The organism is Desertihabitans brevis (genome assembly GCF_003327535.1).
Lineage (GTDB): Bacteria > Actinomycetota > Actinomycetes > Propionibacteriales > Propionibacteriaceae > Desertihabitans > Desertihabitans brevis.
Window position 1 is genome coordinate 27,303 of the sequence record NZ_QOUI01000011.1, and the last position, 21,353, is coordinate 48,655.

The 21,353-nt window shown below is 73.8% G+C and carries 20 protein-coding genes and 1 tRNA gene; 11 read left to right on the plus strand and 10 right to left on the minus strand.

From position 1 onward, the window contains the following. Window positions 1-56: 56 nt before the first annotated feature. Genes DT076_RS15820 through DT076_RS15835 form a run of 4 tightly spaced genes read left to right on the plus strand, consistent with a single transcriptional unit; the run spans window position 57 to window position 4,301 of the window. Complete coding sequence (locus tag DT076_RS15820; protein WP_114127683.1) at window positions 57-1,559, plus strand: pyridoxal phosphate-dependent decarboxylase family protein; 1,503 nt, start codon at window positions 57-59, stop codon at window positions 1,557-1,559. A 56-nt stretch (window positions 1,560-1,615) separates the two neighbouring features. Next, window positions 1,616-2,746, plus strand: a complete 1,131-nt coding sequence (locus tag DT076_RS15825) for a baeRF11 domain-containing protein (RefSeq protein ID WP_114127684.1) — start codon at window positions 1,616-1,618, stop codon at window positions 2,744-2,746. Window positions 2,747-2,788: 42 nt separating this feature from the next. After that, the gene (locus DT076_RS15830; RefSeq protein WP_114127685.1) at window positions 2,789-3,418 is read left to right on the plus strand and encodes an aminodeoxychorismate/anthranilate synthase component II; all 630 of its coding nucleotides are present in this window, start codon (window positions 2,789-2,791) and stop codon (window positions 3,416-3,418) included. 4 nt (window positions 3,419-3,422) lie between these two features. Beyond that, a complete protein-coding gene (locus DT076_RS15835; RefSeq protein ID WP_199539231.1) occupies window positions 3,423-4,301 on the plus strand; it encodes an oxygenase MpaB family protein in 879 nt (292 codons plus the stop codon). 59 nt (window positions 4,302-4,360) lie between these two features. Here DT076_RS15835 and DT076_RS15840 read toward each other — a convergent pair whose 3' ends face one another. Then, window positions 4,361-5,191 carry a DUF881 domain-containing protein gene (locus tag DT076_RS15840; protein WP_233494008.1) on the minus strand — a complete coding sequence of 277 codons (831 nt, stop codon included), beginning with the start codon at window positions 5,189-5,191 and terminating at the stop codon, window positions 4,361-4,363. A 76-nt stretch (window positions 5,192-5,267) separates the two neighbouring features. Here DT076_RS15840 and DT076_RS15845 point away from each other — a divergent pair, with 76 nt between their 5' ends. After that, complete coding sequence (locus DT076_RS15845) at window positions 5,268-5,534, plus strand: cell division protein CrgA (protein ID WP_114127686.1); 267 nt, start codon at window positions 5,268-5,270, stop codon at window positions 5,532-5,534. A gap of 54 nt (window positions 5,535-5,588) precedes the next feature. Here DT076_RS15845 and pknB read toward each other — a convergent pair whose 3' ends face one another. Genes pknB through DT076_RS15875 form a run of 6 tightly spaced genes read right to left on the minus strand, consistent with a single transcriptional unit; the run spans window position 5,589 to window position 13,116 of the window. Beyond that, window positions 5,589-7,493: a Stk1 family PASTA domain-containing Ser/Thr kinase gene (pknB, locus tag DT076_RS15850; RefSeq protein WP_114127687.1), complete on the minus strand. Its 1,905-nt coding sequence runs from the start codon at window positions 7,491-7,493 to the stop codon at window positions 5,589-5,591. A gap of 46 nt (window positions 7,494-7,539) precedes the next feature. After that, window positions 7,540-8,976, minus strand: coding sequence for a peptidoglycan D,D-transpeptidase FtsI family protein (locus DT076_RS15855; protein ID WP_114127688.1), 1,437 nt, complete (start codon window positions 8,974-8,976; stop codon window positions 7,540-7,542). Beyond that, the gene (locus tag DT076_RS15860) at window positions 8,973-10,388 is read right to left on the minus strand and encodes an FtsW/RodA/SpoVE family cell cycle protein (protein ID WP_233494009.1); all 1,416 of its coding nucleotides are present in this window, start codon (window positions 10,386-10,388) and stop codon (window positions 8,973-8,975) included. The genes DT076_RS15855 and DT076_RS15860 overlap by 4 nt, the downstream gene beginning before the upstream one ends. Beyond that, window positions 10,388-11,920 carry a PP2C family protein-serine/threonine phosphatase gene (locus tag DT076_RS15865; RefSeq protein ID WP_114127689.1) on the minus strand — a complete coding sequence of 511 codons (1,533 nt, stop codon included), beginning with the start codon at window positions 11,918-11,920 and terminating at the stop codon, window positions 10,388-10,390. The genes DT076_RS15860 and DT076_RS15865 overlap by 1 nt, the downstream gene beginning before the upstream one ends. Beyond that, the gene (locus tag DT076_RS15870) at window positions 11,921-12,391 is read right to left on the minus strand and encodes an FHA domain-containing protein FhaB/FipA (protein WP_114127690.1); all 471 of its coding nucleotides are present in this window, start codon (window positions 12,389-12,391) and stop codon (window positions 11,921-11,923) included. Window positions 12,392-12,405: 14 nt separating this feature from the next. Beyond that, the gene (locus tag DT076_RS15875; protein ID WP_114127691.1) at window positions 12,406-13,116 is read right to left on the minus strand and encodes an FhaA domain-containing protein; all 711 of its coding nucleotides are present in this window, start codon (window positions 13,114-13,116) and stop codon (window positions 12,406-12,408) included. A gap of 250 nt (window positions 13,117-13,366) precedes the next feature. Between DT076_RS15875 and DT076_RS15880 the strand changes: the two genes are divergently transcribed. From DT076_RS15880 to DT076_RS15890, 3 genes are all read left to right on the plus strand, one after another. Further along, window positions 13,367-13,449 (plus strand) — tRNA-Leu (locus DT076_RS15880). A gap of 66 nt (window positions 13,450-13,515) precedes the next feature. Further along, window positions 13,516-14,631: a glucose-1-phosphate adenylyltransferase family protein gene (locus DT076_RS15885; RefSeq protein WP_114127692.1), complete on the plus strand. Its 1,116-nt coding sequence runs from the start codon at window positions 13,516-13,518 to the stop codon at window positions 14,629-14,631. A 277-nt stretch (window positions 14,632-14,908) separates the two neighbouring features. Then, entirely contained in the window at window positions 14,909-15,604 is a 696-nt protein-coding gene (locus DT076_RS15890) for an ANTAR domain-containing protein (RefSeq protein ID WP_114127693.1), read from the plus strand. A gap of 10 nt (window positions 15,605-15,614) precedes the next feature. Here DT076_RS15890 and tenA read toward each other — a convergent pair whose 3' ends face one another. Next, window positions 15,615-16,274, minus strand: coding sequence for a thiaminase II (gene tenA, locus DT076_RS15895; RefSeq protein WP_114127780.1), 660 nt, complete (start codon window positions 16,272-16,274; stop codon window positions 15,615-15,617). A gap of 95 nt (window positions 16,275-16,369) precedes the next feature. Between tenA and DT076_RS15900 the strand changes: the two genes are divergently transcribed. Then, on the plus strand, window positions 16,370-17,401 hold the full coding sequence (locus tag DT076_RS15900) for a zinc-dependent alcohol dehydrogenase family protein (protein WP_114127694.1): 1,032 nt from the start codon (window positions 16,370-16,372) through the stop codon (window positions 17,399-17,401). Here the strand turns inward: DT076_RS15900 and DT076_RS15905 are convergent. Beyond that, a complete protein-coding gene (locus DT076_RS15905) occupies window positions 17,380-18,828 on the minus strand; it encodes an NAD-dependent succinate-semialdehyde dehydrogenase (RefSeq protein ID WP_114127695.1) in 1,449 nt (482 codons plus the stop codon). The two genes, DT076_RS15900 and DT076_RS15905, sit on opposite strands and share 22 nt — an antisense overlap. A 97-nt stretch (window positions 18,829-18,925) precedes the next feature. On the opposite strand from DT076_RS15905, the gene DT076_RS15910 reads away from it, so the two are divergent. Further along, window positions 18,926-19,480 carry a GNAT family N-acetyltransferase gene (locus tag DT076_RS15910; protein ID WP_199539232.1) on the plus strand — a complete coding sequence of 185 codons (555 nt, stop codon included), beginning with the start codon at window positions 18,926-18,928 and terminating at the stop codon, window positions 19,478-19,480. Between the two features lie 278 nt (window positions 19,481-19,758). Here DT076_RS15910 and DT076_RS15915 read toward each other — a convergent pair whose 3' ends face one another. Beyond that, on the minus strand, window positions 19,759-20,655 hold the full coding sequence (locus DT076_RS15915) for a LysR family transcriptional regulator ArgP (RefSeq protein ID WP_114127697.1): 897 nt from the start codon (window positions 20,653-20,655) through the stop codon (window positions 19,759-19,761). Window positions 20,656-20,741: 86 nt separating this feature from the next. Between DT076_RS15915 and DT076_RS15920 the strand changes: the two genes are divergently transcribed. Beyond that, window positions 20,742-21,347, plus strand: coding sequence for a LysE/ArgO family amino acid transporter (locus DT076_RS15920; RefSeq protein WP_325048380.1), 606 nt, complete (start codon window positions 20,742-20,744; stop codon window positions 21,345-21,347). Window positions 21,348-21,353 lie beyond the last annotated feature (6 nt).

Genomic DNA, 21,353 nt, shown 5'->3' on the forward strand with positions numbered 1-21,353 from the left:
GCGGCGGCGCCCGCCTGACGCCTCCCGTCCGGTCCGGGGACGGCTACCGTGGGCGGGTGAGTGAGCCGTCACCGCACTGGAGCGCCGAGGAGTTCCGCCAGCACGCCCACCGGGTGGTCGACTGGATCGCCGACTACTGGGAGGGCGTCGACGAGCGCCCGGTGCTGGCCCAGGTCGAGCCGGGCGAGGTGGCGGCCGCCCTGGACGTCACCATCCCGGACGAGCCCGAGCCGGTCGAGGCCGTGCTGGCCGACCTCGACACCCACCTGCTGCCCGGGCTGACCCACTGGCAGCACCCGCGCTTCTTCGCCTACTTCCCCGCCAACTCCTCCCCACCGGCCGTCCTCGGCGACCTGCTCAGCAGCGGTCTCGGCGTCCAGGGCATGGTCTGGGCCACCAGCCCGGCCGCCACCGAGCTCGAGCAGCTGGTCCTCGACGAGCTCGCCCGGGCCCTCGGCCTCGGTGAGGCCTTCTGCCACCGGCGCACCGACGGCCAGCCGGCCACCGGCGGCGGCGTGATCTCCGACACCGCCTCCACCGCCACCTTCACCGCCGTCCTCGCCGCCCTGCACCGGGCCAGCGGCGGCACCGTCCGCACCGCGGGCACGGCCGGCACCGACTACGTCCTCTACGGCTCCACCCAGGCCCACTCCTCGCTGCAGAAGGCGGCGATGATGGCCGGTCTCGGCGAGGACGCCCTGCACCTCGTCGCCGTCGACCCCTGGACCCAGGCCATGGACGTCGCCGCCCTGCGCCGCGCCGTCGAGGCCGACCGCGCCGCCGGCCGCACCCCGTTCTTCCTCCAGGCCGCCCTCGGCACCACCGGAACCGGCGCCGTCGACGACGTCCCCGCCCTCGCCGCGGTCGCTCGCGAGCACGGGCTGTGGGTGCACGTCGACGCCGCCTGGGCCGGGGTCGCCGCCCTGCTCCCCGAGCACGCCGACGTCAACACCGGGGTCGCCGAGCACGCCGACTCCTACGTCACCAACCCGCACAAGTGGCTGCTCACCACCTTCGACTGCTCCACCTCCTGGGTCCGCGACCGCGCCGCCCTCATCGGCGCCCTGTCGGTGCTGCCGGAGTACCTGCGCAACCCGGCCAGCGAGTCCGGCGCCGTGGTCGACTACCGCGACTGGCACCCCCAGCTCGGACGCCGGTTCCGTGCGCTCAAGCTGTGGACCGTCCTGCGCTGCTACGGCCGCTCCGGGCTCCAGGCCCACCTGCGCTCCGGCATCGCCGGCGCGGCCCGGGTCGCCGAGCTGGTCGAGGCCGACCCCCGCTTCGCCCTCGCCGCCCCACCCAGCCTCGGCCTGGCCACCTTCCGGCTGGTCGCCGACACCGGCGGACGCCCGCTGCCCGACGACCACGCCGAGCAGGCCACCCGCGAGCTGATGACCGTCCTCAACACCTCCGGGGTGGCCTACCTCAGCCACGGCCAGACCGACGGCCGCACCTACCTGCGCTGGGCGGTCGGCGGCTGGCGCACCCGGCTGGCCGACGTGGAGCACACCTGGCAGGTGCTCTCCGACGTCGCCGCCAGCGTCCTCGACGGCGGCTGAGCCGCACCCCCGACCCCCCTGCCGAACCCCGCCGGGCCACGGCCTACCGTGGGTGGATGCTGACTGTCGATCTCCCCACCCCGACGGATCTGTCCGAGCTCATCGACGCCCGCGACCCAGCCAGCGTCACCATCGCGCTGGAGTCCTCGCCGATCCCCGCCGAGACCGAGCGCATCCAGATCGGCCTGCGCAACGCCATCGCCGAGGCCGAACGTCAGCTGGTCGAGGCCGGCACCACCACCGCCGCCGTCGTGGCGCAGGTGCTCGACCCGGTCCGCGAGCTCGAGTCCGACCACGAGTTCTGGCGCCACCAGGCCAACTCCCTCGTCGTGCTCGCCGCCCCCGGCACCACCCGCACCTTCCGCCTCGCCAACCGGCTCACCCCGCACGTGGCCGTCGGCGACCGCTTCGACCTGGGCGGGCTGCTGCGCGCGGTGAGCCAGCGCCACGGTGGTTTCGTGCTCGGGCTGGCCGAGCAGGACGTCCGCTTCTTCGAGCTGACCGCCGACCACCGGGCCGAGCCGCGCGAGCTCGACCTGCCCGACGACATCGGCAGCCTGCTCGCCGTCACCGACAACCACGGCCAGGCCGACCGACGCGGCAAGCACGCCGACGGCCCCCAGCGCGAGCGCTACGCCAACGCCGTCCAGGACGCCGTGCTGCCCCACGTCCGTGGCACCGGGCTGCCGCTCATCCTCGCCGCCACCCCGGACCTCGAGCCGGCCTACCGGGCGGTCAACCGCTACGAGCTGCTCAGCGAGCAGACCATCGACGCCCACGCCTCCAGCCTCGACGTCGACACCGTCGACGCCCGCGCGCGCGAGATCCTCACCGCCGGCTACAAGGCGGAGGTGGACGAGTGGCGCGAGCTGTTCGGCACCCGCCGCAGCGCCGGCCGCGCCACCAGCTCGCTGGCCGAGGTGGCCCGGGCCGCCACCGTCGGAGCGGTCGAGGAGCTGCGCTTCGACATGGACGCCACCGACGAGGGCACCATCGCCGACGACGGCACCATCACCGCCGCCCCCGAGCCCACGCCCACCACCTACAACCTGGTGGACGAGATCGCCGCCCGGGTGCTGCGCGCCGGCGGCACCGTCCGCGCGGTCCGGCAGCGCGACCTCGTCGACGGCTCGCCGGTGGCGGCCATGCTGCGCTACCCCAAGGAGTCCGCGGGGCTGCAGGGCTGAGCCGGGCCCGGCGGGGCTTGCGACGTGCAGCAGAATGGCGGGATGAGCCGCATCCTGGTCGTCGACAACTACGACTCCTTCGTCTACAACCTGGTCCACTACCTGGCCCAGATCGGGGCCGAGGTGGACGTGTGGCGCAACGACGACCCGCGGTTCGACAGCCCCGACTGGGCCGACGGCTACGACGGGGTGCTGCTCTCCCCGGGGCCCGGGTCGCCGGAGTCGGCCGGGGTGTGCGTCGACGTGGTCCGCAGCCACGGCGGACGGGTGCCCGTGTTCGGGGTCTGCCTCGGCCTGCAGTCGATCGCGGTCGCCTACGGCGGTGTGGTCGACCGGGCCCCGGAGCTGCTGCACGGCAAGACCTCGCTGGTGCACCACGAGGGCTCGGGTGTGCTGGCCGGTCTGCCGGCGCCGTTCACCGCCACCCGCTACCACTCGCTGGCGATCGAACCCGCCCAGCTGCCCGACGTCCTCGAGGTCACCGCCCGCACCGAGTCCGGCGTCATCATGGCGGTGCGGCACCGCGAGCTGGCCGTCGAGGCGGTCCAGTTCCACCCCGAGTCGGTCCTGACCGAGGGCGGCTACCAGATGCTGGCCAACTGGCTGGCCGTCTGCGGCGACACCGACGCCCCCGAGCGGGCCAAGGACCTCAGCCCGCTGATGGCCGTCTGAGCCGGTGTCCCTGCCCGGACCGGCGGTCGAGCAGCTGCGGGGCGTCCTCGGCCGCGCGCTCCGCTCCCGGGTGGCCGGCCCGGACGCCCGGCAGCACGCCGAGCGGATCTGGGACACCCCGGGCGAGCGCTGGTTCAGCGCCGCCGACCCCATCTGGCGGGTGCACTCCGAGGCCGCCATGTTCCCCGGCGGTCTGGCCGCGCTGCTGCTGCAGTCGCTGCACCCGCTCGCGATGGCCGCCGTCGCCGGCCACAGCGGCTACCGCGGCGACCCCTGGGGTCGGCTGCAGCGCACCAGCCACTACCTCGCCACCACCACCTTCGGCACCGTGCCCGACGCCGAGCGCGCCATCGCGAAGGTCCGCGGCGTGCACCGGCGGGTGCACGGCACCGACGAGCACGGACGTCCCTACCGGGCCGACGACCCGCACCTGCTGGAGTGGGTGCACTGCGCGGAGGTGCACAGCTTCCTCACCGCCCACCAGGCCTACGCCCGCACCCCGCTGACCGCCGCCGAGGCCGACACCTACGTCGCCCAGACCGGCACCCCCGCCCGGCTGCTCGGCGTCCCCGAACCGCCGACCTCGACCGGGGAGCTGGCCGAGCGGCTGGAGCGGTTCCGCCCCGAGCTCGAGCTCAGCCGCGCCGCCCGCGAGGCCGCCGTCTTCCTGCTGGTGCAGCCCCCGCTGCCGTGGCCGGCGCGACCCGGCTACGGGGCGCTGGCCGCGGGCGGGCTGGCGGTCCTGCCGGAGTGGGCCCGGCGGATGCTGCTGCCCGTCGGCGCCCTGCTGCCGCCGCTGACCGCGGGCCCGCTGACCTCCACCGGACGCCGGCTGGGCCGGCTGTCCACCGCCGCCGTGCGCTGGGCGATGGCGGCCGCCTGAGCCGCCCAGCCCACTGAGCCGGCCCAGCCCACTGAGCCGGCCCAGCCCACTGAGCCGGCTCAGTCCACCCCGGCCGGGGTCGCCCACTCCAGCGTGCTGGCGCCGTTGAACCCGGCCAGCCGCAGCTCCGGCTCCACCCGCTGCTCGTAGCCCAGCCCGTAGGCGTCGACGTAGTCGGCGTACACGTCGAGGTAGGCCGAGCGGTCCAGCGCGGACTCCAGCGCCTCGGAGTCGCCGATCGCGGAGATGACGTAGGGCGGGGCGTAGGGCACCCCGTGCAGCACCACGGTGTTGCCCACGCACTTGATCCCGGTGGTGGAGATGACCCGCTGGCCCTGGATGGTCATCGCCTCCGCGCCACCGCGCCACAGCACGTTGACCACCGCCTGGATGTCCTGCTGGTGCACCACCAGCAGGTCGCCGTCGACGTCGGGCGGGTCGACGCTGAGCGGGGCGTCGGTGAGGGTCACCGTCACCCCGGGCCCGGCGACCGGCTCCAGCCCGGCCAGCCGGTCCAGCTCGGCGAGGTCGTCCACGGCGGCGTCGTCGCCGGTCGAGGCGGCCAGCTCGTCGATCTCGCTGCGCAGCGCGGCCACCTGCTCGGCGAGCGCCTGGCTGCGGGCGGCCTCGCTGCGGACCAGGTCGATCAGCTCGGTGTGCCGCTCCGGGCGCAGGTCGGTGCCCCGGGCGTTGATGGCCGAGACGGTGATCATCAGCCCGGCCAGGAAGCACACCCCGATGGTCAGCAGGCTCCGGCGGTGCGGACGTCCGCGGTCGAGGTGGAGCCGGTGCTGCAACCGCTCCAGCGGACGGCGCCACCGGGCCGGGGAACCGCCCCGGGAGGCGTCCGGTCCATCCTGCTCGGGGCGGGACGCAGGTGCGGGATCCACAGGTCCTCCCTCCCCGACGACGTGCCATCTGCTGGTGCGCGGACTACGCTACCCACCGAAACCCCGAGGAGGACTGGTGGCGGAGTCGAAGGTTCGCAAGAAGGCGGGCGCGCGGAAGCAGCGCGACGCCCAGACGTCGACCCCGCGGGTCAAGGCGCCGGGCAGCCGGCGCTGGGTCCCCCCGGTGTTCATCACCGTCGGTCTGCTCGGCGCGGCCTGGCTGGTGATCTACTACATCGCCGGTCGCCAGATCCCCTTCATGGGCGATCTGGGCAACTGGAACATCCTCATCGGCATGGGCCTGATGGCCAGCTCGTTCGTCATCGCCACCCAGTGGCGCTGACCTGCTGAGCGAGGCCCCGGTCCGGGCCGCCGCTCCCGCGACGGCCCGCCGGGCTCAGTTGGTGTCGCTGTTGCCCTCGTCCTCGTCGTCCGGGGTCGCGGAGGGGCTGGCGGAGGGCGAGGCCGACGGGGACGGCCCGTCACCCGGGTCCGGGGACTCCGTGCCGCCACCGTCGGGCGGCGGCGCGGTCGCCAGCACCACCACGATCTCGCTGTCGCGCGGCACCCGCACGCCGGCGCTGGGCTCGGTGCGGACCACCTCGCCCGGGGCGACCTCGTCGCTGTCCTCGAGGGTGAAGCGGATGTCGGTGAAGCCGTTGCGCTGGGCGTCCCGCTCGACCGCGGCCTGGTTGAACCCGCTCCAGTCCGGGATCTCGGACTGGCCGGTGGCCACGGTGAGCCGGATGGTCTCGTCCACCGCGACGTCGGACCCGGCGGCCGGCTCGACCGTCAGCACCTCACCGGCCTCGTCGCTGGGCACCTCGCTGGTGGCGTCGGCGACCTCGATGTTGTCCCGGTCGAAGCCGGCGTCCTCGAGGGCGTCGATCGCGTCGTCCTGCTGCTGGCCGACGATGTCGTCGGGGATGGTCGCGGTGTCGGGCCCGACGTTCACCGTGACGGTCACCGTGGACCCGGCCTCGACCTGCGGCTCGTCGTCGGGGTCCGGGCTCTGCTGGGTCACCTGGCCCACGGTGCCGTCGTCGGGACCCTGCTCCTCGTCGACCTCGATCCGCAGGCCGGCGTTGGTCAGCTCGGACTCGGCCCGCTCCTGGCTGAAGCCGATCACCCGCGGCAGGTCCACCAGCTGCACCTGCGGTGTCGCCGAGGTCGACGGGCCGGCCTGCTCGTCACCGGGGCCGTTGAAGACGTAGATCAGCCCGGCGGCCGCCAGCGCGATGACGATGAGCGCCAGCACGGCGAGCACGACCGGCCACCGCCGCGACTTCTGCTCCTCCTCCAGCTCGCCCTCGCCGTCGGCGGCCTCCAGCCCGTCGGCCTCGGTGGCGGTGCCGGCGCTGGCCGGGGTCGGCACCGGGGCCGGGGCGCCCAGCACCTGGGTGGCCTGGGTCGGCGGACCGGGGGCGTACGGCGGGGGAGGCGAGGCCAGCACGGTGGTGAGGTCCTGGCCCGACAGCAGCCGGCCCAGGTCGTCGCTCATCTCCCGCGCCGTCTGGTAGCGCGCCCCCGGGTCCTTGGCCAGCGAGGTGAGCACCACGGCGTCGATCGCCTCGGTGATCATCGGGTCGAGCTGGCTGGGCGGGGTCGGCTGCTCGCGGACGTGCTGGTAGGCCACGCTGACCGGGGAGTCGCCGACGAAGGGCGGACGTCCGCAGAGCAGCTCGTACAGCAGGCAGCCGGCCGAGTACAGGTCGCTGCGGGCGTCCACCGTCTCGCCACGGGCCTGCTCGGGCGAGAGGTACTGCGCGGTGCCGATGACCGCGGCGGTCTGGGTCATGTTGGCCGAGGTGTCGGCGACCGCGCGGGCGATGCCGAAGTCCATCACCTTGACCGTGCCGTTCGGCGTCAGCATGACGTTGGCCGGCTTGATGTCGCGGTGCACGATGCCGGCGCGGTGGCTGTAGCTCAGCGCCTCCAGCACGCCCTGCATGATCTCCAGCGCCCGCTCGGGCATGATCTTGCGCCCGTCGCGGAGCACGTCGCGCAGGGTCTGGCCCTCGACCAGCTCCATCACGATGTAGGGGACGGCCACCCCGGCCCGCTCGTCGAAGTCCTCGCCGGTGTCGTAGACCGCGACGATGTTGGGGTGGTTGAGACCCGCTGCGGACTGCGCCTCGCGGCGGAACCGGGCCTGGAAGGTGGGGTCGGAGGCCAGGTCGGTGCGCAGCCGCTTGACCGCCACCTGCCGGTTGAGCCGGGTGTCGGTGGCCCGCCGGACCTCCGCCATCCCGCCACGTCCCAGCTGGTCGCCCAGCTCGTAGCGCTCTCCGAGCAGGTTCATCGGTTCGGGTCCTTCCTGGTCGACCGGGGGGTCGGGGGCGCGGTCGTCACTGCAGCACCGCCTGGGTCACCTCGCGGGCGATCGGGGCGGCCAGCCGCCCACCGGCGATGTCGTTGCGGGGGATGTCGGCCTCCTCGATGAAGACCGCCACCGCCACCTGCGGGTCGTCCACCGGCGCGGCGGAGACGAACCAGGCGTAGGGGTTGCGGTCCAGGTCGGACTGCGCCGTCCCGGTCTTGCCGCCGACCTCCACGCCGCTGATCTGCGCGTTCGTCCCGGTCCCCTGCTCGACCACGTTCACCATCATCTGCTGCAGCTGCTCGGCGTTCTCCGCCGACATCGCCCGGCCCAGCTCACGGGGTTCGGTCTCCCGCAGCGTGGACAGGTTCGGCGCCCGCACCTGGCTCACCAGGTAGGGGTCCATCACCACGCCGTCGTTGGCGATCGCCCCCGCCACCATCGCCATCTGCAGCGGTGAGGCCGCCACCTCGAACTGCCCGATCGCACTCAGCGCCGTCTGCGCCGGGTCCGGGTCCTCGGGGAACGTGCTGGCCGCGCCGTTGAGGTCGGGGAGGTGGCGGGTGCCGAAGCCGAACCGCTCGGCCTGCTCGCGCAGGGCGTCGGCCCCGAGCTCGGTGCCGAGGTTGGCGAAGGCGGTGTTGCAGGACAGCTGCAGCGCCCGGTCCAGGCTGACCCGGCCGTCCCCGCAGTCGGTGTCGTTGCCGAGGGTGGTCTGGGTGCCGGGCAGCGTGAGCTCGGCCGGGGTGTCGACCTCGCTGTCGGGCTCGCGGCCCGCTTCCAGCGCCGCGGCCGCGGTGACCAGCTTGAAGGTCGAACCCGGAGGGTAGATCTCGCGCACCCCCCGGTTGGTCAGCGGGTTGTCCGGGTCCTCGGCCAGCTCGGCGTAGGCGTCGTTGGCGGCCTCGATGTCGTGGCTGGCGATCCGGTTCGGGTCGTAGCTGGGGTGGCTGACGGTGGCCAGCACCGCGCCGGTGCGGGGGTCGAGCGCCACCACGGCACCCTTGCGGTTCCCCAGCGCCTCCTCCGCGGCGCGCTGGGCCGCCGGGTCGATGGTCGTCACCACGCTGGCGCCCTCGGGCGTCCGGCCGGTCACCAGGTCGACCAGGCGGCGGGCGAACAGCGAGTCGTCGGTGCCGGCCAGCTCGGTGTTGTAGCTCTCCTCCAACCCCGAGCGGGCCCGGTCGTAGGAGTACCAGCCGGTGACGTGGGCGTAGCGCTCGGGCTCGGGGTAGACCCGCTGGTAGCCGAACCGGCCGTCGGTGGGCTCGGTGTCGGCGATCGGGGTGTTGCCGACGAGGATCGCGCCCCGGTCCTGGGAGAACTCCGCGTCGCGGACCCGGCGGTTGGCCGCGTGGGCGTTGAGGCTGTCCTGACGCACCACGATGAGGTAGGTGCCGTTGCCCAGCAGCAGCCCGAACAGCACCAGGCAGAGCACGGCGACGCGGCGGATCGGTCGGTTCATCGAGCGCCTCCTGCCGTCTGGATGACCTGGGTCTCCTCGTCCTCCAGCGCGTTCTCCAGCCGGGTCGCCGCGGGTTTGCGGGCCTGGTGGGAGATCACCAGCAGCAGCGCGATGATCACCCAGTTGGCGATCATCGACGAGCCGCCCTGGGACATGAACGGCGTGGTCAGACCGGTCAGCGGCAGCAGCCGGGTGACGCCACCGATGATGATGAACACCTGCAGCGCCAGCACGAACGACAGCGCCATCGCCAGCAGCTTGCCGAACTGGTCCTTCGAGGCCAGGGACGCCCGCAGCCCGCGCGCCACGACCAGCGCGTAGACCACGATCACCGCCATCAGCCCGGCCATCCCGAGCTCCTCGCCGATCGCGGCGGCGATGAAGTCGCTGCGCGCCAGCGGGGTCAGCCCCGGACGTCCGAGCCCCAGCCCGGTGCCCAGCAGCCCGCCCCAGGCCAGCCCGAACTGGGCGCTGACGATCTGGCCGTTCTGGTCGATGTCGGCGAACGGGTGCAGCCACGACTCGATCCGCACGCCCACGTGGGAGAGCTGGCTGATCCGGCTCGCCCCCCACACCGCGAAGCCGGCCCCGGCGGCGAACAGCACGGCGCCGAGGACGGCCCAGCCGGGCCGCTCGGTGGCGACGTAGAGCATCACCACGAACAGCCCGAAGAACAGCAGCGAGGTGCCGAGGTCGCGCTGGAAGACCAGGATCGCCAGGCTGGTCACCCAGACGATGAGGATGGGGCCCAGGTCGCGGGCCCGCGGCAGGTCGAGCCCGAGCACCCGGGCCCCCGCCAGCGCCAGCACGTCCCGCTTCTCCACCAGGTAGGAGGAGAACGCGATGGCCAGCACGACCTTGGCCACCTCGGCCGGCTGGAAGGAGAACCCGGCGATCCGGATCCAGATCCGCGCGCCGAACTCCTCGGTGCCGATCACCGGCACCAGCGGCAGCAGCAGCAGCGCCAGGCCCACCAGGCCCAGCGAGTAGGTGAAGCGGATCAGCGGTCGGTGGTCACGCAGCAGCAGGGCGGTGCCCACCAGCAGCCCGACGCCTAGGGCCGTCCACAGCAGCTGGCTGGTGGCCCCGGAGGTGGGCGGGTCGTTGATGATGTCGATCCGGTGGATCATCGTCAGCCCCAGCCCGTTGAGCAGCAGCACGCAGGGCAGCAGCAGCGGGTCGGCGTAGGGCAGCCGGAACCGGATGACGAGGTGGGCCGCGACGCCCAGGCCGAACCAGACCGTGGCCACCACCGGCAGGTTCGCCGGCAGCCGTCCGGTCTGGTTGAGCGGGACCAGGCTGTAGGCGGCCAGCCCGATGAGCAGGGCGAAGACCACCATCGCCAGCTCGACGTTGCGCCGCTTGCGGTGCACCACCACCACGCTGGGCACCTCCGGGTCGAACGCGCCCATCAGCAGGACCCGTCCTCGGGCGGGGCGGTCGGTGAGGGCGAGTCGTCCGGCGTCGGGTCCGGGGTGGGGGAGGGCGTGGGCTCGGGCGGCTGCTCCTGCTCGGCGCGCTCCTGCCGCTGCCGGATGCACTCCTCCGAGACCTCGGTCAGCTCGGCGACGGTGCGCCGGGCGTCGGCCAGGCTGCGGGTGTCGATGGTCTTGCGCACCTGGTCCTGGTAGAGCAGCGGCAGGTCGGCCAGCCGGGTGGGCTGCACCTCGTACACCCGGTTCAGGGCGATCGGGCCGAGGCTGTCGGGCAGCCCCTGGTAGATGGCGATCGTCTCCTCGGCGGCACCGACGTAGAACTGCGTCCGGCCCCAAGCCAGGGCACCGGCCGCGGCACCGCCGAGCAGCAGCAGCGCCAGCACCACCGACAGCGCGAAGCGCAGCACCCGGCGCCGCGCCGACGGCGGCGTCTGCAGGGCGTAGCGGCGCTCCTCCTCCCGCTCGTCGGGGCTGGCCTGCGGGCGGACCGGTGTGCTCGCGCTGGCCGGGGAGCCCTCGCCGGCCAGCGGCGTCGGCGGGGAGGCGCCGTCGTCCTCGGCATCCGGGGGCAGCGGGGCCCGCGGCGGGACGGCCGTCACCTCCGGGATGTCCAGGGTGCCGGCGGCCCCGAGCACCATCACGTCAGGCAGCTCGTCGTCCTCGCCGGCCTCCAGCAGATCGGCGATGATGATGGTGATGTTGTCGATGCCGCCCTCGGCGTGGGCCTCGGAGACCAGCCGCTCCAGCGCCGTCGCCGGGTCGGACTGGGCCAGCAGGGAGCCCAGCACGTCGTCCTCCACGAGCCCGCACAGCCCGTCGGAGCACAGCAGCAGGCGGTCACCGACCTGCATCCGGTGGGTGCTGAGGTCGGGGTCGTTGGAGGGCTGGCCGTTGAGCACCTTGAGCAGCAGCGAGCGGTGCGGGTGGTAGGCCGCCTCCTCCAGGCTGATCCGGCCCTCGTCGATGAGGCTCTGCACCCAGGAGTGGTCGTGGGTCAGCCGGGTCAGCACGCCGTCGCGCAGCAGGTAGGCCCGGGAGTCGCCGATGTGGGCCAGGGCCAGGTCCGTGCCGTCGAACATCATCGCGTCGACGGTGGTGCCCATCCCCTCCAGGCTCGGGTCGGCGGCGACCAGCTCGGCGATCCGCCGGTTGGCCCGCTCGACGATCCCGGCCAGCACGTCGAGCATCTGCGGCGGCTCCAGGGTGACCTCGGCGGCCTCGATCGGCTCGTCGGCCGCCTCCACCGGAGCCTCGGGCCCGCTGCCGTCCGCTCCCGGTGCGCCGTCGGCCGTCGCCTCCTGCTGCTCGGCGTGCGCGGCGGCGCGCAGCTCGGCGTCGGCGTCCTGCACCTCGGCGATGGCCACCGCCGAGGCGAGGTCGCCGGCCGCGGCACCGCCCATGCCGTCGGCCACCACCAGCATGGTCGGGCTGGCGTAGCCGGAGTCCTGGTTGTTCTTGCGGACCAGACCCACCTCGGAGTGGGCCACGTAGCTGAGGCGCAGCGTCACTCAGCTCACCAACTTCAAGACCGTACGTCCGATCCGCACGCTGTCGGCCGGGGTCACGGTGGTGGGCGCCGTGATCCGCTGGCCGTTGACGTAGGTGCCGTTGGTGGAGCCGAGGTCCTCGACGTAGTAGCCGCCGGAGCTGTCGGCCTCGATCCGGGCGTGCCGGGTCGAGACGTAGTCGTCGTCGAGGATGATCGCGCAGTCGGAGCTGCGGCCGATCAGCACCGGTCCGGAGAACAGGTCGGCCCGCTGGCCCTCCCGGCTGCCGTTGGTCACCTCGACCGAGCGCGGTGCCTGCTTGGTGCGCCGCCGCTCACGCCGCCGCGGCTGCTCCAGCTGCTGGGGGAGCTCCCCGGCCCGCACCGTGCGTCCGAAGAGGTCGGTGCGGATCACCGAGGCGGCCGACAGGATGAAGACCCAGAGCAGGGCCAGGAAGAGCACCTTGAGCAGGGTGACGATCAGCTCGGACATGGTGGTGGCGCGCCTCAGTTCCCCGACGGCGCGTGCACCAGCATCCGGGTGTTGCCCATCTCGATCCGCGAGCCCGCCTGCAGGGGAGCGGTGCGGACGCGCTGGCCGTTGACGACGATGCCGTTGGTGGAGCCGAGGTCGTTGATCTCGATGCTGAGGTCGGGGCCGCTGCCGCGCACCACGATCTGGGCGTGGCGGCGCGAGATGCCGGGGTCGTTGATCCGCAGGTCGGCCTCGGTGCCGCGGCCGATCACCAGCCCGGGCGGGGTGAGCGGGTGGCGCATGCCGTTGACCTCCAGCACGAGGCGGGCGCGGTTGATCTGGGTGGTGCTGGCCGGGTCCTCGGAGTCCACCCCGGCCACCGCCTCGGAGGCGACGGTGAACCGTCCGGTCGGCAGCGACTCGTCCAGCTCGTAGTGGATCATGATCGGGCCGTTGAAGACGTAGCCCTGCTCCGAGGCGTGCCGGCGCAGCTCGGGGATGAGCTCGCCGGTGAGGGTCTTGCCGTAGGGGGTGAGGCGCTCGTAGTCGTGCTCGCTCAACCCGACCACGAACTCGTTCGGCACCAGGCGGCGGTCCCGCGACATCAGCTTGGCCTCGGCGTCCAGCTCGCGCTGCAGCCGGGCGGCGATCTCGACCGGCTGGACGTCGCCCTTGAAGGCGCGCGCGAAGACGCCGTTGACCGCACCCTCGATCCGCTTCTCGAAGCGACCGAACACGCCCATGGCACCTCCTCCGCCGACGCACCCACCCTCTGCTGACCGCCCCGATCCTATGCGGGCCGCCGCGGCACGGCGAACCTCCCGCGCGGCGGCGGGGCGGACGGGACCGTGGTCGGACCGTAGCGGTCCCGGGCTGCCACGACGGTAGCGGCCGGAGGCGGCCGGGAGGGGGTGGACACGGCTCGAGTCGTGATCTCGACGCCGGACGTGCTAATGTTCCACGGCCGGTTCGCACCGAGGGGTGCGAGACCACGCGCGAGTGGCGGAACGGCAGACGCGCTGGCTTCAGGTGCCAGTGTCCTTAGGGACGTGGAGGTTCAAATCCTCTCTCGCGCACAGCAGGAGGCCCCTTCCGGGAGACCGGGAGGGGCCTTCGTCGTCCCCGGGCCCTACGGTGGGGAGATGAGCGCCGAGCGTCCGCGCGTCCTCGCCCTGGTCCTGGCCGGCGGCCGGGGTGGACGCCTGAGCCCGCTGACCGACCGCCGGGCCAAGCCCTCGCTGCCGCTGGGCGGCAGCCACCGCATCATCGACGTGGTGCTGTCCAACCTGGTGCACTCCCACATCCGCGACGTGTGGATCGTCGAGCAGTACCTGCCGTACTCGATCAACGACCACCTCAGCAACGGCCGGCCCTGGGACCTGGACCGCACCCGCGGCGGGCTCGTGGTGCTGCCGCCGTTCGAGGGCACGGACGGGGAGGGCTTCGCCGAGGGCAACGCCGACGCCATCGCCCGGCAGGCCCGGCTGATCGAGCAGGACGGCCCCGACCTGGTCCTCGTCGCCTCCGCCGACCACCTCTACACCCTCGACCTCCGCGACGTGGTCGACACCCACCGCGAGCGCGGGGCGGCGCTGACGATGGTCACCACCGACCGCGCCGACGACCCGTCGTCCCACGGCGTGGTGGAGGGGTCGGACGGGATGGTCACCGGCTTCGCCTACAAGCCGCAGGAGCCGGCCAGCGACGTGGTGGCCGCCGAGCTGTTCCTCTACGACACCGACGTGCTGCTGGGTGCGATCGAGGAGCTGGTGCAGGCGGGCGAGGACCTCGCCGACTACGGCGACAGCCTCGTGCCGCACCTGCTCGAGCGGCATCGGGTGGCGGCCCACCCGCTGCCGGGCTACTGGCGCGACCTCGGCACGGTCGAGCGCTACCACCAGGCGCACCGCGACCTGCTGGCCGACAGCGGGATCGACCTCGACGACCCGTCCTGGCCGGTGCTCACCTCGGTGTCCAACCCGCAGCCCGCCCGGGTCGAGGAGGGCTCCGACCTGCGGCGCAGCCTGCTGGCCGGCGGCTGCGTCGTGTCGGGAACGGTGCGCGACAGCGTGGTCGGCCAGCGGTGCGTGGTCGAGCCGGGGGCGGTCGTGGAGGACGCCGTGCTGCTGGAGGGGGCGGTGGTGCGCTCCGGGGTCACCGTGCGGCACGCGGTGGTCGACGCCGACGCGGTCGTCACCGAGGACAGCATCGGCGGGGAGGACGTCCTGGTCGTCGGGCGGGACGCTCGCCCGTCCTGACCCGTTCGACCCGTGAGACGGTCGTGGTACGGGGGTGCCGTCGACGGCGCCGGCGTGACATGATCGGAGAGAGTCAGACAGCGGCTCATGCGTTCCCGACGGCAAAGGGGCCCGGACCGGACGTCGCTGTGCTGGCACCCGCACCGCGTCTCCCGGCGACGGACCCCGTGTCGACCGACATCGTCCCGGCGGCTGCACCCGGTGCCGCCCGCCCGGACACCCTCTCCCGGGGTCGAGCCATGGCCCCTGCTCCACTCCTCGTCCGCAGGAGCTCCCGATGACCATCGACCACGTCCGACCCATCGACCCGACCCCTCGGCAGGACGTCCGGCGTCCTCCCGCCAACGACCACGCCGAGCTGCTGCCGGCCGCGGAGTTCCGCGCCAACCTCGACCAGGACTGCTGGTGGTGGTCGGGCGGGCTCTACGCCCTGCTCGGTCTGCGGGAGGGCTCCCTCGTCCCCACCACCGAGGTGCTGCTGCACCACGTCGACCCGCTCGACCGGCCCCAGGTCCGTGAGCTGCTGGCCGAGCCGCCCGCCGGCGCGACCAGCCTCCGGCTGCGGCTGCGCACCCGCGGCGGACGCGTCCGCACCATGGTGCTGACCATCGCGCCCGACCACAGCACCGAGGCGCAGGACCGGCCGAGCTGGCTCGGCTGCACGCTGGTCGGGACGCTGGTCGACGTCACCGCCAGCGAACGCCACCTCGCCAGCCGGGCCGTGCACGACGCGACCCTGCACCGCGACGTGGTCGAGCAGGCCAAGGGGATCGCGATGAGCGCGTTCGGCCTCAGCGAGGACTGCGCCTTCCTGCTGCTCAGCTACTTCTGCCGCAGCCGCAACCTCGAGCTGCACGAGGTCGCCCAGCAGCTCGTCGACCAGGTCACCGAGCTCGACGCCGACCAGGAGCTGCGGCGGCGGGTGGAGCAGGTGCTCGCGGGCCACCGGCTGGACCAGGAGGCGACCGGCTGAGCCGCCGCGCTCACACCGGCCAGACCAGCCCGCGCCAGGCGGCGTCCCAGAACATCCACTCGTACCGGGTGGTGGTCGTGAAGTGGGTGAGGCAGCGCTGCTCCTCGCCGGCCGCCGCCTCGAGCCGGTCGGTGACCGCGATGACCTGGTCGACGACCGCGTCGAACTCGGGCGAGCCGTAGGTCTCGATCCAGCGGGCGTACAGCGGGTCGGGTGAGGAGCGCTCCAGCAGCGTCCGACCCACCTCGCGGTAGACCCAGTAGCAGGGCAGCACCGCCGCGACCCCCTCCGCCCAGGAGCCGGTGGCGCAGACCGCGGTCAGGTAGGACGTGTAGGCCGTGGTGGTCGGCAGCGCGCCCGTCCGCTCGACGTCGTCCTCGGTGATCTGCAGGTCGCCGAGCAGGGACGCGTGCAGCTCGCGCTCGACGTCCACCGCGTTCGCCGCGTGCAGGGAGAACATCCGCACCGGCTCCTCCTGCGGTGAGCGCGCGCCGAGCAGGGCCAGGCAGCGCGAGTAGGCCCGCAGGTAGTGGCTGTCCTGGACGATGAAGTACCGGAAGGCCTCCCGCGGCAGCGACCCGTCGGCCAGCCCGAGGAGGAAGGGGTGGTCGAGGATCTGCTCGTAGGTCGGCCGGGCGGCGTCCCACAGACGCTGGGAGAGGGTGCACACGAGCCGGGAGGCTAGCGGCACCCCGACCACCGGCGTGAGATCGTCGGCCTGACCAGGGGCGCTCGCCCCGTCGGAGCCGACGAGGAGGCCAGGCGATGCAGGCTGCGTTCCTACCCGGGGACAGCACGGTGGAGCTGCGGGAGGTGGAGCGCCCGGTGCCCGGCCACGGGCAGATGCTGGTCGAGGTGCGCGCCTCCACGATCTGCGGCTCCGACATCCGGGCGATCTACCGCGAGCACCTGGGCACCGGGGCGGAGGCCTACCAGGGCGTCGTCGGTGGGCACGAGCCGTGCGGGGTGGTCGTGGAGACCGGTCCGGGGGTGGCAGAGCGGGCCGTCGGCGACCGGGTGGTCGTCTACCACATCTCCGGCTGCGGGTTGTGCGCGGAGTGCCGCGAGGGCTACCAGATCGCCTGCACGTCGCCGCGGCGGGCGGCCCACGGCTGGCAGCGCGACGGTGGGCACGCGGAGTACCTGCTGGCCGAGGAGCGCGACCTGGTGGTGCTGCCCGACGCGCTGTCGTTCGTGGACGGGGCCTGCGTGGCGTGCGGCTTCGGCACCGCCTACGAGGCGGTGGTGCGGGCCCAGGTGTCGGGACGGGACCGGGTGCTGGTGACCGGGCTGGGCCCGGTGGGGCTGGCCGCCGGCCTGCTGGCCCGGCGGCTGGGCGCGACCACGGTGGTGGGCAGCGACCCGGTGACCGAGCGGCGGGAGTTCGCGCTGTCGATCGGCGCGGTCACCGACGTGCACGAGCCGGGGACGCCGGTGCCGGGGGCGCCGTTCACCGTGGCGGTGGACGCCTCGGGCAACGGTGCGGCCCAGCTCACCGCGCTGACCTCGCTCGGCCGGTGGGGCCGCTGCGTGCTGGTCGGCGAGGGGGCCAGCCTGAGCGTCGAGGACGTCTCCGCGGTGGTCATCCACCCCTCGCTGACCGTGCACGGGTCCTGGGTGACCAGCCTGCCGCGGATGGCCGAGCTGCTGGAGCGCCTGGTCGAGTGGGACCTGCACCCCGAGGTCGTCGTCACCGACCGGTTCCCTCTCGCCGACGCGTCGACCGCCTACGCCGCCGCGGCCGCCGGGCGGACCGGCAAGGTCGTCATCGAGCCTCAGAGCGGGGTGAGGCTGTAGCGCAGGGTCTGGTACTCCGCGATCCCCTCGCTGCCGCCCTCGCGGCCCAGCCCGGACTGCTTCACCCCGCCGAACGGGGCTGCCGCGTTGGACAGCACCCCGATGTTGATCCCCACCATGCCGACCTCCAGCGCGTCGGTCACCCGGCGGGCCCGCACCATGTCGGAGGTGCACAGGTAGGAGGTCAGGCCGAGCTCGGTGTCGTTGGCCATCGCGACCGCCTCCTCCTCGGTGTCGAAGACGGTGATCGGCAGCACCGGGCCGAACACCTCCTCCGCGCAGATCCGGGCGTCGGGCGGGACGTCGGTGAGCAGGGTGGGCTGCATGAAGTGCCCGGGGCCGTCGACCGCCTCCCCGCCGCAGAGCACCTTCGCCCCGCGCGAGACGGCGTCCTCGGTCAGCTCGACGCACTTGGCGACGGTGTCGTCGTCGACCAGCGGGCCGATGGTGACGCCCTCGTCGGTGCCGCGTCCCACCACCAGGTCGTCGACGGCGTCCTTCAGCCGGGCGGTGAGCTCCTCGGCGATGCCGCGCTGCACCAGGAACCGGTTGGCCGCGGTGCAGGCCTGCCCGACGTTGCGGAACTTGGCCTGCATGGCGGCGGTCACCGTGGTGTCGAGGTCGGCGTCGTCGAAGACGAGGAACGGGGCGTTGCCGCCGAGCTCCATCGACGTCCGCAGCACGTTGGGGGCGGCCTGCTCGAGCAGGATGCGGCCCACCTCGGTGGAGCCGGTGAAGCTGACCTTGCGCAGCCGGGGGTCGGCCATCAGCGGCTTGGAGACCTTCGACGCGCTGGAGCTGGTGACCACGTTGACCACCCCGGCCGGCAGCCCGGCGCGCTCCATCATCGCCACCACCGCCAGCGTGGTCAGCGGGGTCGAGGTGGCGGGCTTGATGACGACGGTGCAGCCGGCGGCCAGCGCGGGCCCGAGCTTGCGGGTGGCCATCGCCAGCGGGAAGTTCCACGGTGTGATCAGCAGGCAGGGCCCCACCGGGTAGGGGCGCACCACCATGTCGGCACCGCCCTCGGGCCGCACCCCGTGCCGTCCGCCCACCCGGGCGGCCTCCTCGCTGAACCAGCGCAGGAACTCTGCCCCGTAGGTGACCTCACCCTTCGACTCGGCCAGCGGCTTGCCCATCTCCAGCGTCATCAGCAGGGCCAGCTCGTCGGCGGAGTCCATCACCGCCTCGAAGGTGGACCGCAGCACGTCCGAGCGGGTCCGCGGCGCCATCTCGGCCCACTCCTGCTTGGCCGCGACGGCGGCGTCGAGGGCTGCGGTGGCGTCCTCGGCGGTGGCGTCGGCGATCCGCGCCAGGAGGCTGTCGTCGGCGGGGTCGGTGACGTCGATGCGGTCCCCGCCGGAGGCGGCCCGCCACTCACCTCCGATGAAGAGGTCGGTCGGCACGTCCAGGGGCAGCTGGGTCATCGTGGTCTCCTCGTTCCTCGTCGCTCGCACGGACCTTTCCCACTCTGCCGCAGACGCACACCGGCCCGGCGGACGGTGCCGGGCCTACGGTGGGTGCGTGCCGACCCTGACCGTGCCCGCCCTGGCCGACGCGGTGGTCCGGCTGCGCCCCTGGCGGCCCGGGGACGCCGACGCGCAGCTGGCCGCCTTCTGCGACCCGGTGTTCCTCCGGTTCTCCGACTGGGCCCCCACCGGCCGCGAGGAGGTGCTCGGGCGGATCGCATCGGTGGAGCGCGCCCGCGTGGAGGGGCGCGGGCTGCACCTGGCGGTCGTGGCGGCCGACGACCCGTCCGCGGTGCTCGGTGAGGTCTCGCTGTCCGGGATCGACCTCGACCAGGGTCGGGCCAGCGTCGGCTACTGGCTGGCCCCGGCCGCCCGTGGCCGCGGTGCCGCGGCGCGGGCCGTCCGGCTGCTGACCCGCTGGGCGCTCACCGACCTGGGGCTGGCCCGGCTGGAGCTGACCTGCGGCCCGGACAACCTCGCCTCCCAGAAGGTCGCCACCCGCTGCGGCTTCCAGCAGGAGGGCCTGCTCCGCGAGCACCTGCGCTTCACGGGCGGCCGCCGCGACAGCCTCCTCTTCAGCCTGCTCCCCTCCGACCTGCCTGCTGCCTGACCGCCGCCTGACCGCGCCCGGTCCCTGCTCCCGTGTATGTCATCGCGGTCACGGCCGGCGCGTCGCGGCGTGTCGCATCCCGGAGGCCCGTCTGCCGACACGATCTCAGGGAAGCGCCCGAGCAGGGCCGGACCGCAGCGAGCCGAGGCGCCGCCAGACTGCTAGCGGAGGCGCCGGGCCGGTAGCGCGCGCGAACCCTGAGATCGTGTGCGTCGCTGCGCCAGATCCGCCCGACACGCCGCGACACACCGGCCGTGACCGCGATGACATACACGCGGTCAGGGGTGGGGCGGGTGGAGGACGGCGGCGGCGCCGCGCTGGACGGCCTCGGTGAGGGTGCGCAGCAGGGGGGAGTCCAGGCGCCAGTGCTGCCACCAGAGCGCGACGTCGAGCTCGCCGTCGTCCCACAGCGGCACCAGCTCACCGCGCTCGACCGCGTCGCCGAGGCCGGGTTCGGGGACCATGCCCCAGCCCAGCCCCATCCGGACGGCCCGGTCGAAGTCCCACGAGGAGGGGACGCTGGTGGTCGGCGGCTGCGCGTCGGGGTGCCCGCGGCGGGCGAGCACCCGGTGCTGCAGCGTGTCGCGGGGGTCGAAGACGACCACCGGGGCGTGCTCGATCTGCTGCGGCGGGGCGCCCCAGCGGGCCACCCAGGACGGCGCGGCCAGCGCGCGGTAGCGCAGCACCCCCAGCGGCACCGACCGGCAGCCCTGCACGGGCACCGGGTCGGCGGTCACCGCACCCAGCACCCGGCCCTGGCGCAGCAGCTCGGCGGAGTGGTGCTCGTCATCGCGCAGCAGCTCGAAGGTGACGCCCTGGTCCTCGTGCAGCTCGGCCAGCACGGGCAGCAGCCAGGTGGCCAGCGAGTCGGCGTTGACCGCGACCGGCAGCACCGGCGGACGGCTGGCCGGCGCTGCCTCGACCCGCAGCTCCTCGACCGCCTCCTCGACCAGCAGCTCCAGCTGCCCGCCCAGGCGCAGCAGCACCTCACCGGCCTCGGTCGCCACCACCGGACGGGTCCGGCGCAGCAGCACCCGGCCGACCCGGGTCTCCAGCCCCCGCACCCGCTGGCTGACCGCCGACGGTGTCAGCCGCAGCTCGCGGGCTGCCGCCTCGAAGCTGCCCGTGCGCACCACGGCGACCAGGGTGGTGACACCGGCGAGGTCGAGGTCCATGTCCGCGACCCTAGATGAAGCAGTGCTTCACGAGCATCAGGAAGTTGCGTTGGACTGCATCAGGGTCCGCGCCTAGCGTCGGCGCCGTGATCCTCCCCGTCCTGCTCACCGGCTTCGCCAGCGGTGCCGCCCTCATCGTCGCCATCGGTGCCCAGAACGCCTACGTGCTCCGCCAGGGGCTGCGTCGCGAGCACGTGGCGGAGGTCGTGCTCCTCTGCATCGCGGCCGACGTGCTGCTGATGAGCGCCGGGGCGGCCGGGTTCGGCGCGGTGCTGGAGCGGTTTCCCTGGCTGGTCGAGGTGACCCGGTGGGGCGGGGCGGCCTTCCTGCTGGTCTACGCCGGGATCGCGCTGCGCCGGGCGCTGCGACCGGCAGCGGCGTTGCAGGCGGCCTCGGACCGGCGCACCACCCGGCGCGGGGCCCTGCTGACCGCGGCGGCGCTGACCTTCCTCAACCCGCACGTCTACCTCGACACCGTCGTCCTGCTCGGCACCCTGGCCCACGCCCACGGCCCCGATCGCTGGTGGTTCGTCGCCGGCTCGGTGACGGCCAGCGTCGTCTGGTTCACCCTGCTGGGGGCGGGGGCGCACCGGTTCGCGCCGCTGCTCGCCCGCCCGGCGGTGTGGCGGGGGATCGACGTGGGAGTGGCACTCACCATGGCCGTGCTGGCGGTCCGCCTGGTCCTCAGCTGACGGGCG